This is a genomic window from Luteimonas sp. MC1572 (assembly GCF_016615815.1).
In the GTDB taxonomy this organism is placed as follows: Bacteria; Pseudomonadota; Gammaproteobacteria; order Xanthomonadales; family Xanthomonadaceae; genus Luteimonas.
In genome coordinates, this window is record NZ_CP067112.1 from 2,605,400 (window position 1) to 2,617,852 (window position 12,453).

At 69.6% G+C, this 12,453-nt stretch carries 11 protein-coding genes; 4 read left to right on the forward strand and 7 right to left on the reverse strand.

The window, feature by feature from the left end:
• Positions 1–8: 8 nt before the first annotated feature.
• Positions 9–419 carry a hypothetical protein gene (locus JGR64_RS11995; RefSeq protein WP_199373594.1) on the reverse strand — a complete coding sequence of 137 codons (411 nt, stop codon included), beginning with the start codon at positions 417–419 and terminating at the stop codon, positions 9–11.
• Between the two features lie 127 nt (positions 420–546).
• On the opposite strand from JGR64_RS11995, the gene JGR64_RS12000 reads away from it, so the two are divergent.
• Positions 547–816, forward strand: coding sequence for a hypothetical protein (locus JGR64_RS12000; protein WP_199373595.1), 270 nt, complete (start codon positions 547–549; stop codon positions 814–816).
• 24 nt (positions 817–840) lie between these two features.
• Here the strand turns inward: JGR64_RS12000 and JGR64_RS12005 are convergent, their stop codons facing one another.
• Positions 841–1,311 carry a YbjN domain-containing protein gene (locus JGR64_RS12005; RefSeq protein ID WP_233348201.1) on the reverse strand — a complete coding sequence of 157 codons (471 nt, stop codon included), beginning with the start codon at positions 1,309–1,311 and terminating at the stop codon, positions 841–843.
• Between the two features lie 30 nt (positions 1,312–1,341).
• A complete protein-coding gene (locus JGR64_RS12010) occupies positions 1,342–2,205 on the reverse strand; it encodes an EcsC family protein (protein WP_199373596.1) in 864 nt (287 codons plus the stop codon).
• A gap of 184 nt (positions 2,206–2,389) precedes the next feature.
• Between JGR64_RS12010 and JGR64_RS12015 the strand changes: the two genes are divergently transcribed.
• The gene (locus tag JGR64_RS12015; protein WP_199373597.1) at positions 2,390–4,330 is read left to right on the forward strand and encodes a pyridoxal-dependent decarboxylase; all 1,941 of its coding nucleotides are present in this window, start codon (positions 2,390–2,392) and stop codon (positions 4,328–4,330) included.
• 15 nt (positions 4,331–4,345) lie between these two features.
• Here the strand turns inward: JGR64_RS12015 and JGR64_RS12020 are convergent, their stop codons facing one another.
• A complete protein-coding gene (locus JGR64_RS12020; protein ID WP_199373598.1) occupies positions 4,346–5,473 on the reverse strand; it encodes a hypothetical protein in 1,128 nt (375 codons plus the stop codon).
• A gap of 10 nt (positions 5,474–5,483) precedes the next feature.
• Between JGR64_RS12020 and JGR64_RS12025 the strand changes: the two genes are divergently transcribed.
• The gene (locus JGR64_RS12025) at positions 5,484–6,071 is read left to right on the forward strand and encodes a hypothetical protein (RefSeq protein WP_234446955.1); all 588 of its coding nucleotides are present in this window, start codon (positions 5,484–5,486) and stop codon (positions 6,069–6,071) included.
• A gap of 48 nt (positions 6,072–6,119) precedes the next feature.
• Here JGR64_RS12025 and JGR64_RS12030 read toward each other — a convergent pair whose 3' ends face one another.
• The 3 genes from JGR64_RS12030 to JGR64_RS12040 all read right to left on the reverse strand — a co-directional run bounded on the left by JGR64_RS12030 (position 6,120) and on the right by JGR64_RS12040 (position 9,860).
• Positions 6,120–6,899, reverse strand: a complete 780-nt coding sequence (locus JGR64_RS12030) for an NrdJb (protein ID WP_199373600.1) — start codon at positions 6,897–6,899, stop codon at positions 6,120–6,122.
• 63 nt (positions 6,900–6,962) lie between these two features.
• Positions 6,963–7,568 (reverse strand): hypothetical protein, encoded by a 606-nt coding sequence (locus JGR64_RS12035; protein ID WP_199373601.1) that lies wholly within the window; start codon positions 7,566–7,568, stop codon positions 6,963–6,965.
• Positions 7,569–7,700: 132 nt separating this feature from the next.
• A complete protein-coding gene (locus JGR64_RS12040; protein ID WP_199373602.1) occupies positions 7,701–9,860 on the reverse strand; it encodes an adenosylcobalamin-dependent ribonucleoside-diphosphate reductase in 2,160 nt (719 codons plus the stop codon).
• A gap of 545 nt (positions 9,861–10,405) precedes the next feature.
• Here JGR64_RS12040 and JGR64_RS12045 point away from each other — a divergent pair.
• Positions 10,406–12,331: an autotransporter outer membrane beta-barrel domain-containing protein gene (locus tag JGR64_RS12045; protein WP_199373603.1), complete on the forward strand. Its 1,926-nt coding sequence runs from the start codon at positions 10,406–10,408 to the stop codon at positions 12,329–12,331.
• Positions 12,332–12,453 lie beyond the last annotated feature (122 nt).

The window sequence follows — 12,453 nt, forward strand, 5'->3', positions numbered from 1 at the left end:
CGCTGCGGTCAGGGCAGCACCACCCCGCTGCCCACCTCCCGGCCGTCCTCGATGAGGCGGAAGCCGCGGCTTCCGCCTTCGGCAAGGCGCACGGCATCGCCGCACATGAGCGCGACCTCGTGGCGGCTTCCGGGGGCGATTTCGGGAATGTCGCCGCGGCTCACGGCGCAGCGCGTGGTGGCGGTGCCCTCGAACTCGACGTCCACGCGATAACCGCCCGCGAACGGCGCGACGCGACCACCATCGGCCGTCGCACGCATCTCCAGCCGCACCGGCACGCGGCTCTTGGCGGCGAAGTCCAGGCGCGGCGGCCGCGCGGCATTGTCGGCATCGCCCACCTGCTCCGGCGGCTGTGCTCCGCAGGCGACGAGCCCGGACGCCAGCACCACCGCAAGCCAACCCGCTCCCGCTCCACGCATGGCAACTCCACGTTTGGCCAAAGCCGCATTATCCGCGTTTGCGGCGGTGATTCATGCGCCCTGCACGGCGTACTGACATAGTGGGCGCGCAACCTCCGCCATGTTCCGTAACCGGCAGCCGCTCCCGATGTCCGACGCCAGCCCCGCCATGACCGAATCCGAGCTCGACGATGCGATCGCCGAACTCGAGGACCAGATGGCCGACTTGCAGCTGCGCCACAAGGACCTGTTCGCCTACGCCAACGCCTGGGCCGAGCGCCATGACGCGATCATGCGCCGCGCGCCCGAGGAGCTGCGGCCGGATGCCTCCGCGCGGCTGCGGCGCATCGGGATCCGCTGGGGGCTTGCCGACGGCGCGCGGATGACCACGCAGTTCCCGGCACTGCGCCGCGCCTGACCCGCCCCCGCGCCACCGGCGCGATCAGAAGTCGATCGCTTCGGTGACCTTTTCCAGCAGTCCGCCGTATATCTCGACCTGGCTGGTGATGTGCTCGGCGTGGTCGGTGTGCAGCACTTCGAAGTCGTACTGGATGAACGGGTCCATCTCGTCATCGAGGTAGATCCGCGTGTAGCGGTAACGCGTGTTGAGCATGTTTGCCATCTGCAGGCTGAGGCCGTCGGCCATGTCGATGCCGACCTCGAGTTGCATCGAGCCGCAGGTGCCGTTGTCGCAGTCATAGAAGTTGGCGTAGGCATTCAGCCCGTTGATCTTGAACTTCACCATCGGATCGCCGACGGAGTCGGTGGTGAGCTCGGGTTCGAGATCCATCTGTGCCAGGACCGCCACGACCTCCGGGCCGGTCACGCCCTTGCTGGCGGCGTGCGCAGGCACAAGCACCATTCCCGCGCCCAGCAGCAGTGCCAGCGCGCCCTCCATTCCGATCTTCGCCATGTTCAACCCCCCTGTGGTCAAGCGGCGATCTTACCGGGGCCGCGGTGGCTTGGCATCCGTGGCGGGGGTCTCCGCGGCCAGCGACTCGTACGCGCGCCGGACCGTCTCCGCGCCATGGCGGCGCTCCAGCCTGCGCACCACGAAATGGCCGCGCGCCATGCGCTGGAAGTGCCGCATGAACACCGTGTTGAGCGTGGCGCCAGTGACCGCGCCGACCACCGGCACCGCCTGCAGCGCCAGCTTCTGGCTGACGTTGACCGAGAACCGCGAGGCGATGGCCGACAGCAGCTGCACGATCGCCGGACCGCCCTTGCCGGCCATGCCGTGCACGGCGACGTACTGGGCGGCGGCCGCGACCTGCTGCGCAAGCAGCGCGCGCGCGGCGAAGTAGCCGGATTCGCTGCCGTCATCGGCACTGCCGCGCCCGCCCATGGTCAGCACTTCGAAGCACGCGAACGTCGCCTGTGGATCATCGAGCGCCTCGCCCTCGCTGCGTGCCACGTCGGCGATCGAACGCAGGATCAGCGTGGTGGTGACCGGAAGCTCCAGCGCCAGGCCTGCCATGCCGAACGCACCCCCGACCGCGCCGGTGGCCGCGGCGGCGAAGGTGTGGCTGCGCGTGTGCGCGGCGCGCGGCGCCCCGCCCTTGGCGAGCGTGGCCATGGCCACGCGCAGCGACTGGTCCAGCGCCTTGCGGGTAGCGGTATCGACCAGCCGCGACACCGCGGCCGGCAGGCGCCGCGCAAGCACGTATTCCAGCGGCGCGCCGACGGCGTTGGCGAGCTGCGCGGCCAGGCCGGGGTTCTCGAGCAGGGCGCGCGCCTCGCGCAGTGCGGACAGATCGTCCGCATCCAGCAGCAGCGGCGACGGCAGGGGCACGGGCGCCTCAGGCATCCGCGTCACCGCGGACGGCGGATGCAGGTACGGCGATGCGGTACATGGCGGGTCTCCTGCGGGTGCAACCACGCTAGCAGCCTTGCGCGTGCGCGCACCGTCACGGCTGCGCTTGACCTCGCTCAATGCGCGCGGGCCGCCGCCGCGACAAGCTCACCCTCGCCGCCGTCCGCCTGCCGCCGCCATGACCGATCCCGCGCTCCATCCCTGCTTCCTCGGCCCCTACGGCGAGAACGACCAGCTGCTGGAATCGCTGGTGGTCGAGTTCCTGCGCGACCACGTGTACTGGCGCCGCAACCTGCACCCCGAGGATCCACCGGCCATCCCCACCGGTGCCAACCGCCGGCCCGACTACATCGACTTCGAGTCGCGCCTGCGCCGCGAGCTGCACCTGCTGTCGGCGGCGCTGAAGCGCAGCGTGCCGTTCCACAGCCCGCGCTATCTGGGCCACATGGTCAGCGACCTGCTGATCCCGGGCCTGGCCGCGCAGATGCTCGCGCTGCCCTACAACCCCAACAACGTCAGCGCCGATGCCGCCCCGATCACCATCGACCTGGAGCTGAAGGCCGGGCTGCAGCTGGCGGCGATGGTCGGCTACCCCGCCGACCCGGCCGCCGCCGACTGTGCGTTCGGCCACCTCACCTCCGGTGGCACGCTGGCCAACGTGCAGGGCCTGCGCCTGGCGCTCGCGCTCAAGGCGTTCCCGGTCGCGCTGCGCGCGGCGTCGGTGCCGCTGGCGGGTGTGCCAGGCGACGACTGGGAGGCCTTCAACACCGGCCCGGCCGAGGCGACCACGCTGTATGCGGCCTGGTGCGCGTGGCGCGACGGCCTGCCGGCGCGCGAGCGCGTGGCCTGGCAACGGCGCGTCGATGCGCAGCGCATCGAGACCCTGGGGCTGGTCGGCTTCCTCGAGCGGCATCCGGCCCTGTCCACGCCGCTGGTGTTCGCGCCCGCCACCGCGCACTACTCGTGGAGCAAGGGCATGAAGATGCTCGGCCTGGGCCGTGCGCAGCTGAAACTGGTGCCGGGGCGCGCGATGCGCCTGGACGTCGATGCGCTGGAGGACGCGCTGGACGGCTGCCTGCGCCACCGCCAGCCGGTGCTGATGGCGGTCGGCGTGCTCGGCAGCACCGAGTTCGGCACGATCGACCCGCTCGACCGCCTGGCCGACGCACGCGCGCGCATGCAGTCGCGCGGCCTTGGCCTGTCGCTGCATCTCGACGCCGCCTGGGGCGGCTACCTCGCCGCACTGTTCCGCGACCCGGACGGGCGCCTGCGCACGCAGGCGGAAGTCGGCGCTGGCTTCCGCGACTTCCCGCGGCGCAAGGTGCACGCCGCGTTCTCCGCCATCCCGCGCATGGATTCGATCACCATCGACCCGCACAAGCTCGGCCACCTGCCCTATGGCGCCGGTGCGTTCCTGTGCCGCGACCAGCGCGCGATCGGGCTGCTCGCGGAGGACGCGGACTACGTGTTCGACGGCGCGGCCGGCAGCGACTATTTCCAGCGCCACGGCCAGCTCGGCCGCTATATCCCGGAAGGCTCCAAGCCCGGTGCCAACGCCGCGGCGGTGTACGTGACGCACAAGGTGCTGCCGCTGGACCACGCCCACTTCGGCCGGCTGCCCGCGCAGGGGCTGCTCGCCACCGAGGCCTTCATGGAAGAGGCGCGCGGCTTCGTCGCCCGCATCGCGCCGCTGGCCACCGCGCTGGTGCCGTTCACGCCCGACTGCAACCTGGTGTGCTTGGCCCTCAATCCGCGCGGCAACCGCGACGTCGCGCGCATGAACCGCTTCGTGCGCGGGCTGCACCGCGCGCTGCGCGCCGACCCCGTGCAACCGACGCAGCGCGGCGAGTACTTCGGCTCGATGACCACGCTGCGGCCCGACGCCATGGGCGCGTCCGACACCGCGCGCGTGCTGCACGCGCTGCAGCTCGACGCCGACGCGCTGGACGACGCGAGCGAGGACCGCGACCGCATCGCGATCCTGCGCCATACGCTGATGAACCCGTTCCTGCTCGACGCCGGCCCCGCCGGCGGCGGCTACATCCGCGGCTACTTCGACCACCTCGAGCGCCTCGTCGCGGCGGCGCTGGCGTCCGACGCGCGGCCGGCCTGCGCCTGAGACGCCTGGCGCGGCCTACGCCGCGTCGGCCGGCTCCTGCGCGGGCGTCGGTGCGTCGTCGCCGGCCCACTCGTGCCGGTGGTCGTCATCGAGCAGGCGCATGCGACGGCGCTCGACCTTGAGCTGGCCCGCCGCACGCACGGTGCGCGTGGCCTCGAGCATCTCGACCACGCCGGTGGAGCGGCGGAACAGCACGAACCCGTTCTCAATGATCGACAGCTCCGCGGGCAGCTGCGCACGCGCCTCCTCGGGCATCGACTCCAGCAGCATGCCGAGGAAGTGGCGTGCCGCCTCGGCGGCCTTCGCCGGGTCCACGCGCGTCGTCCATTCCAGGAACACGTCATCGGGATCGGACTCGCGCAGGTGGATGCCGAACGTCACGCGCGCCGGCAGGCTGCCGCCTGAAAGGGGATTGTCGAGGTCGACGTCGACTTCGTACTCGCGGCCGTCCTCGAGCTCGACGCCGACGAAATCGTTGTAGCGCACGGCGTCCTCGGACAGCAGCCGCTCGAGCACCTCGGGCGAGGTGAGCCGTTCGACCATGCCGTCGACCGTCTGCAGCGCGGCCGAACGTGCCGCCTGCATGACTGCGGGGTCGACCGCCGCTTCGGCGTCGCCGGGGGCCGCGGCGGCGAACTCGGCGTCCAGCGCCGCGGCGGTCGCCGCAACCATTGCCTCCTTCATGACCGGGCGCATGCGCGCGGCGACCCCGGTCAGGTTGCGGATGCGCTGGTAGTTGCCTTCACCATCGAGCTCGACCTCGAGCACCAGGTCACCCAGCGATTCCATCAGGCCCTGCGTCACCTCGACACCGGCCGGCTCGCCCTCCAGCACCTCGAACCGCGTGTCCGCGAACGACCACTCCTGCAGGTAGCCGTCCTCGCCTGCCTTGCGGATGCTGACGGTCTCGATGCCGGTGATGCGCGTGCGCTCGCGGCCGTCGCCGTCGTGCTCGTCGTCGTAGTCCTCGGTGGCATAGCGCAGCGTGACGCCCTCGCGCCACGGCAGCATCCAGCGGATGACGTCCCCGGCGGGCGCCGCGGCACCCTTGCCGTTGCCGACGTTCTTGTCGGCCGCGTGCGCGCCGGCCGACCACGCCAGCATCAGCAATATCACGGCACACAGGCCCTTTGCGCGTCCCATCGCGTTCCCCTTGCCGCGCCCCCCCGGCGCAATGCGGCGGATTCTACGCGAAGCGGCCCAGCCGCCCGACGGCGTTGCCGGCGCAACGGCCAGCGAGCATCATCGCGACATGTCCCGATTGCCGCCGCAACTGCCGCGCAATTCACGATGCGCATGGGTGATGTGTGCGGTGCTGCTGGCCGCGGGCTGCAGCACCGCGCCGCGGATCGATGGCGAGGCGGACAGCGACGGGGTCGCACCCGTGCAGGCGCCGCCCGCCATGCGCGACGGCTTCCTCATCACGGCGGACAGGCTTGATACCTGGAATGCGGTCGGCCAGCTGCTGGTGCGCAGCAGTGACATCCGGCTCGAAGGCCGCTCGGAGATGCTCGACCTCCATGCGGTCACCTATCGTGGCCAGGACATCCTGCTGCTGACCCGTGCCGTGCCGCTGTCACCCAAGGTCCGCCGATCCACGACGCGCGTCAGCGCCGTGGCCGGGAACGGCGCGGCGCTCGACGGCACCGCCGCTGCGGACCTGCTCACGATGCTGCAGCGCAAGCTGCCTGCGGAGATCGAACGGGTCAGGGCATTGCAGGCGTCCAGGCCCGCGCGCTAGGCCGCAGTCCGGCGCTCGACCGTCGGCGGCCCTGCTGCGATCGCTGCCTCACCCGCACTTCGAGTAGCCGCAGTTCAGGCACGTCGCGCAGCCATCCATCATCACCAGCGCCTTGGTGCTGCACTTGTGGCACATGGTGGCCGACGGCGGGAACACCGCACCGTCGCCCGTGACTTCGATGTCCTCGCGCGCACCCTGGCTTCCAGCGGCGGACGCCCCGCGCGGGCTCACGTCAGCGTTTTTTTTTAGGTCCAGCTTGGCGAACGCGGCGCGCTTCTCGGCGATGAGCGCCCGGGTGGCATCGCTCATGTCAGGGTCGTGCATCATCCCGATCGACTTCAGGTGGTCCTCGACGATGCTGCCGAGTTCGGCGACCAGCGACGGCATGTACACGCCACCGGCCTTGAAGTAGCCGCCCTTCGGGTCGAACACGGCCTTCATCTCGTCGACGATGAAGGTGACGTCGCCACCCTTGCGGAACACCGCGGACATGATGCGGGTGAGCGCGACGATCCACTGGAAGTGTTCCATCGACTTGGAGTTGATGAATATCTCGAACGGGCGCCGGGACTCGTGTTCGGTGTCGGCGTTGAGCACGATGTCGTTGATGGTCACGTACATCGCGTGCTCGACCAGCGGCGATTTGATCTTGTAGGTGTTGCCGATCAGGATCTCGGGGCGCTCGATGCGCTCGTGCATCTGGATCACTTCGGCGGTGGGCAACGCGGGCCCGGACAGCGCGCGGTCGGCGGCATCGGCACTTGCGGCCTTGTCCGCTGCGCTGACGACAGCGTATCCGGTGATTTTCTTCTCGATCTTGACGGCCATGACGCGGGTTCCTGGTGTTCGTTGGTGCCCGTCCTCCCCCATGCGGGGGAGGACCTGGCGGGATTACCTGGCGGCGGACTTCCGGGCGCCGGCCTTTTTCGCGGCCTTCTTCGGTGCGGCCTTGCGGACCGCCTTGCCGACGGCCTTCTTCGCCGCGGCCTTCCTGGGGGCGGCCTTCTTCGTCGCCTTCTTCGCGGCCTTCTTCGCGACCTTCTTCACCGCGGCCTTTTTCGTGGCCGCCTTCTTCACTACCTTGCGGGTGGCCTTCTTCACCGCGGCCTTGGTCGCCGCCGTCTTCCGGGCCACCTTCTTCGCGGCCTTCTTCACCGCTTTCTTGGCAGTCGCCTTCTTCGCCGCCTTCTTGGCCGTGGCCTTCTTCGCAGCCTTCTTGCCCACGCCCTTGCGCTTGAGCGTGCCGGCCTCGGCCTTGGCGCTGGCGCTGGTCGCGGCCAGGCTGCTCTTGGCCTTGGCCACGCGCTTGGTCACGGCCTTCTTCGCCTTGACGGCGGATTTGGCCACGGCCTTCTCGGCCTTCTTCGCCGTGGTCTTCGCCGTCTTCACCGCGCTGGAGGCGCGCTTGGACACCGCGGCACCAAGTTCCTTCGCCTTGTCGGCGACGGCCTCGGCGGCATTGCTGAGGGTCGTGGCGACCCCGTTGCCGTTGCTCATCTTGTTCCCCTCGTCGGTCGTGTGGCGGGCAAAGCGCCCGCGGGGCGAAATGTAGCGCGAAGCCGTTCCGTGCATGCAAACGCGGAGTGCACAGCCGTCCGCCCCGTCGACGCGGGGCGGGCGGCGACCGGGCTAGAACTTGCCGTAATAGCCTTCCTTGAGCGCGTCGAAGAGGTTGGCGGCGCTGTGCATCTCGCCGTCGTACTCGATCTCCTCGTTGCCCTTCACCTCGACCGTGCTGCCGTCCTCGAGCTCGAAGCGGTACAGGGTGTTCTCGAGGTCGGAATCCTTGACCAGCACGCCCTGGAACGCGGCGGGATTGAAGCGGAACGTGGTGCAGCCCTTCAGCCCCTGCGCGTGCGCGTACAGGTAGATGTCCTTGAAGTCCTCGTAGGGATAGTCGGTCGGGACGTTGGCGGTCTTGGAGATCGACGAGTCGACCCACTTCTGCGCCGCGGCCTGCACGTCGACGTGCTCCTTCGGATTGATGTCGTCGGCGCTGATGAAATAGTCCGGCAGCTTCGCATCCGCCTCCTCGCTGAACGGCATCGCCTTCGGGTTGACCAGCACCCGGTAGGCGAGCAGCTCGTACGAGAACACGTCGACCTTTTCCTTGGACTTCTTGCCTTCGCGGATCACGTTGCGGCTGTAGTGGTGCGCGAACGACGGCTCGATGCCGTTGGAGGCGTTGTTGGCCAGCGACAGGCTGATCGTGCCGGTGGGCGCGATGGAGCTGTGGTGGGTGAAGCGCGCACCGGTCTCGGCGAGCTGCTCGACGAGTTCGGGGGCGACCTCGGCGATGCGCTGCATGTAGCGCGAATAGCGCGCGTGCAGGACCTTGCCGGGGACCTCCTGGCCGATCTTCCAGCCGTCGCGCGCCATCTCGGGGCGCTTGCGCAGCATTTCGGCGGTAACCTCGAAGCGCTCCTCCATGATCGGCGCCGGGCCCTTCTCGCCGGCCAGCGCCAGGCCGGTTTCCCAGCCCGCCACCGCCATGTCGCGGGCGATGCGCTCGGTGAACTCGCAGCTCTCCTGCGAGCCGTACTTCATGCGCAGCATGGTCAGCGTGGAGCCGAGGCCGAGGAAGCCCATGCCGTGGCGACGCTTGCGGATGATCTCGCGGCGCTGCTCCTCCAGCGGCAGGCCGTTGACCTCGACCACGTTGTCGAGCATGCGCGTGAACACGCGCACGACCTCCTTGTATTCCTCCCAGTCGAACGTCGCCTGGTCGGTGAACGCGCCGTGCACGAAGCTGGTCAGGTTGACCGAGCCGAGCAGGCAGGCGCCGTACGGCGGCAGCGGCTGCTCGCCACAGGGGTTGGTGGCGCGGATGGTCTCGCACCACCAGTTGTTGTTCATCTCGTTGACGCGGTCGATCAGGATGAAGCCCGGCTCGGCGTAGTCGTACGTCGAGACCATGATCATGTCCCACAGGTGCCGCGCGCGGATGTGGCCGTAGACCTTGCACGCCACCAGGCCGTCGTCGCGGACGATGTAGCCGGCGTGCTGCGGCCACTCGCGCCACACCACCTGCGCCGGGTCGGCCATGTCGATGTCGCCGGTTTCCTTGTCGCTCACCGGGAACACCAGCGGCCAGTCACCATCGGACTTGACCGCGTCGATGAAGCCGTCGGTGACCAGCAGCGACAGGTTGAACTGGCGCAGGCGACCATCCTCGCGCTTGGCGCGGATGAAGTCGCGCACGTCCGGATGTCCGACGTCGAAGGTGCCCATCTGCGCGCCGCGGCGGCCGCCGGCCGACGATACCGTGAAGCACATCTTGTCGTAGATATCCATGAACGACATCGGGCCGGAGGTATACGCGCCGGCGCCCGCGACGAACGCGCCGCGCGGGCGCAGCGTCGAGAACTCGTAGCCGATGCCGCAGCCCGCCTTGAGCGTCAGGCCGGCTTCGTGGACCTTCTCGAGGATGCCGTCCATCGAATCGACGATGGTGCCGGACACCGTGCAGTTGATCGTGCTGGTGGCGGGCTTGTGCGCCAGTGCGCCGGCGTTGGACGTGATGCGGCCGGCGGGGATCGCCCCGCGGCGCAGCGCCCAGAGGAAGCGCTCGTTCCAGTACTTCTGCTTTTCCGCGGTCGGCTCGGCCTCGGACAGCGCGCGGGCCACGCGCTGGTAGGTGCCATCGATGTCGGCATCGACGGCGTCGCCCTGCTTGGTCTTCAGGCGGTACTTCTTGTCCCAGATGTCGGCCGAGGCCGGCTGCATCGGGATGTCCTGCTCCTTGCCGGCCATGGTGTTCTGTACAGCCTCCAGGCGAACCGTGCTCATGCTGCTCCTATCTCCTTGTCGCTGCCCGGCTGCGCGTGCACAGGCCCGTTCTTGTTGTGATGCCGGTCGCGGACCGCGGTGGGCGGATCGCGCCGACGGCAAAGCCGCAGGCGCGCTACGCGCACCGTGCGAAAGTCATTCTTCGTGGTAGCCGGCTGCGACGTCCTGCATGCTGAACCACCCCTGTGGCGTCTGCGCTGCCTGAAGCCCATTCAACAACCACTGGGCCCTGCCTGCCTGCCCGACCCCAACATGTTGTGGCCGAGGGCAGTGACGTTAAGCGCGGTGCGGGGCGAAGTCAATCGCCCACACGGGCATCCGGACGCCGGCCCAGCGGTGTCGCGCCGTCCGGCGAAAATCGAGACGCGCGGCACATGCGACACGTCCCACCCACGCGCGCCCGGCCGGAATGCCGGCAAGGACCGCGTCAGTCGGCGGTTTCAGGATGTTTCAGCTTGTTTCAGTGGATTTTGCAGGCGCAACGGGCCACGTGAGGCGTTGTATCGGACTGGGCAGACACGCCCATCCACGCGAGGAACGCCGTCATGACCCCCACCCTGCCCCGAGTCTCCATCCTCTGCCTTGCCGCACTGCTCGTGCCCGCCTGCGCCGGCGGGAGCGGCAGCGACCTGGCCTCGTCCACGGCCGCCCCATCGCCACCATCATCACCACCCCCTCCTGATCTACCGCCACCGCCGGAGCCCTGCGAGGCCCCGATCACCGATGACTGCGTCCTGGAAGGCGTGTACACGCTGACCTTCGACGAGTACGGGATGAGCGGAGGCCGCCAGAGCGCGCACAAGCTGTTCGTGCATGGCGGCATGTCGGGCGGCGGGTGGGTGAACCTGAAGGATGGCGAATACCGCTTTGCCGGTGGCACCGGGATCGCAGGCACCACCCTGGTTGTCTGGGACAGGCTGGTGTCGGACGTGCACATCCACCACGACTACACCGGGCTGGGCTTCGCCGGGGAAAGCGAGCTGTGGCTGCTCGGGACCGTGCAGGGCAACGTGGTGAACGAGGAGCGACTCAACCTGACCTGCTGGAGCGGCATCCACGGCTGCGCGTCAGTCCCGCAGCAGCGCATCGACGGGAACTACACCCAGCTGGCGGAAGGCGTGCTGGAAACCGTGCTGGGCAGGCACCTGCAGGTCACCGGCACCGCCGCGCTCGACGGTTGGCTGTTGCTGGCCCGCGGTGATGCGCAGTACGTGCTGCCCACCGCTCCCAGCAGCGTGCTGGTCCTGCATGCCGACGACGGCGTCAGCGGCGCGTTCGATGGCTGGTCCACGACCAGCCTGTTCCTCGAAGGTGCGCTCCGCTACACCGCCAGCGACGTGTTCTTCGATGCCACCCGGATCTCGTTGCAGGCCGCTTCGGCCTCCAACGGGATCAGCGACCCATTGAGCCTCGCCAGCGCGTCCAACCTCGACAGCGCGCTCGCCGGCGCCGACCGCTTCGCGCTCCTGCCGCGCACCGCGCTGGACGACGCGCAGCGCAGCTTCCTCGCGTCGGCGGCATCGCTGCTGTGGCTGCAGGATCCGGCGCAGGCGAAGCGCAGCTTCGACAGCCTGGCCGGCCACGCCCACACGACCATGCAGGAGGCGCTGCACCGGCGTTCCGCAGAGGCGTCGGCGCAGCTCGATGCGCGACTGGCCAGCCAGGCCTACGACTACGGGACGGTGTGGTGGGCGGATGCTGCGCGCGCGCATGCGCCCGGCCATGGCCTTGGAGGCCCGGCCACCGGGCTCGACCGGTGGCTGTCACCGCGCCTGCTGGTCGGTGGCAGCGTCAGCGGCGGACGCGCAGCACTGCAGGTCGACCGGCTGGGCGGCGTGGGAGAGGGCGAATCGCCGGCGGCGGCCTTCCATGCCCACTACCGCGGCGATGGCTGGCACCTCAACGGCGTGCTTGGCGCCGGCCGCACCTGGCTGCAACTGCAACGGCCCATCGAACCCGGCGCCGACGGCCGTCATGTCGCCCATTCGCAGCGCAGTTTCGAACACGGGTTCCTGCATGGCGAGATCGGCGGTGCCGTGCCGCTCGGCGCAGGCAGCCTGGTGCCGTTCCTGGCGCTGGACTACAGCCGCGCGCGGAGCGATGCGTTCGCCGAACAGGGCGACACCGGCTTCGAACTGGTCGCCGGGCCATCGCGGTCGACACGACTCTCCGCCGCGGTGGGCGCGCGCTACGCCCGCGACTGGACGATTGGCCGGCAACGGCTGCGCCTGGAGCTGGACGCGCGCTTCCATCGAGACGTGATCGACGACACCACGTTGCGTGCGGCATTCCGCGGCGTTCCAGACGTCGGGTTCGCGCTGCCGGGCGAGCGCAAAGCCGGCGGCGGCGCGCTGCGCGTGGGCCTGGGCGGCGACATCGGCCGGTATTCGCAATGGCGGATGGATTACGCCGACGGCGCCGACGACCGCCGCGACCGGAGCTGGATGCTCGCCCTGCGCCATGCGTTCTGAGCGGTGACGCCGGGGCCTGGCGGCAGCTGCCGCTGCGGTTCCTCACGTAGCGGTTACGGTAGCTTAGGCACGTTGTCGATCCCGTCCGACCCGGAGACGCTGTCGGGTGCCTCCGGGTTGTC

Coding starts and splice junctions, on each gene's coding strand:
- JGR64_RS11995 (WP_199373594.1), bottom strand. CDS start 419: ATGCGTGGAGCGGGAGCGGGTTGGCTTGCGGTGGTGCTGGCGTCCGGG.
- JGR64_RS12000 (WP_199373595.1), top strand. CDS start 547: ATGTCCGACGCCAGCCCCGCCATGACCGAATCCGAGCTCGACGATGCG.
- JGR64_RS12005 (WP_233348201.1), bottom strand. CDS start 1,311: ATGGCGAAGATCGGAATGGAGGGCGCGCTGGCACTGCTGCTGGGCGCG.
- JGR64_RS12010 (WP_199373596.1), bottom strand. CDS start 2,205: ATGCCTGAGGCGCCCGTGCCCCTGCCGTCGCCGCTGCTGCTGGATGCG.
- JGR64_RS12015 (WP_199373597.1), top strand. CDS start 2,390: ATGACCGATCCCGCGCTCCATCCCTGCTTCCTCGGCCCCTACGGCGAG.
- JGR64_RS12020 (WP_199373598.1), bottom strand. CDS start 5,473: ATGGGACGCGCAAAGGGCCTGTGTGCCGTGATATTGCTGATGCTGGCG.
- JGR64_RS12030 (WP_199373600.1), bottom strand. CDS start 6,899: ATGGCCGTCAAGATCGAGAAGAAAATCACCGGATACGCTGTCGTCAGC.
- JGR64_RS12035 (WP_199373601.1), bottom strand. CDS start 7,568: ATGAGCAACGGCAACGGGGTCGCCACGACCCTCAGCAATGCCGCCGAG.
- JGR64_RS12040 (WP_199373602.1), bottom strand. CDS start 9,860: ATGAGCACGGTTCGCCTGGAGGCTGTACAGAACACCATGGCCGGCAAG.
- JGR64_RS12045 (WP_199373603.1), top strand. CDS start 10,406: ATGACCCCCACCCTGCCCCGAGTCTCCATCCTCTGCCTTGCCGCACTG.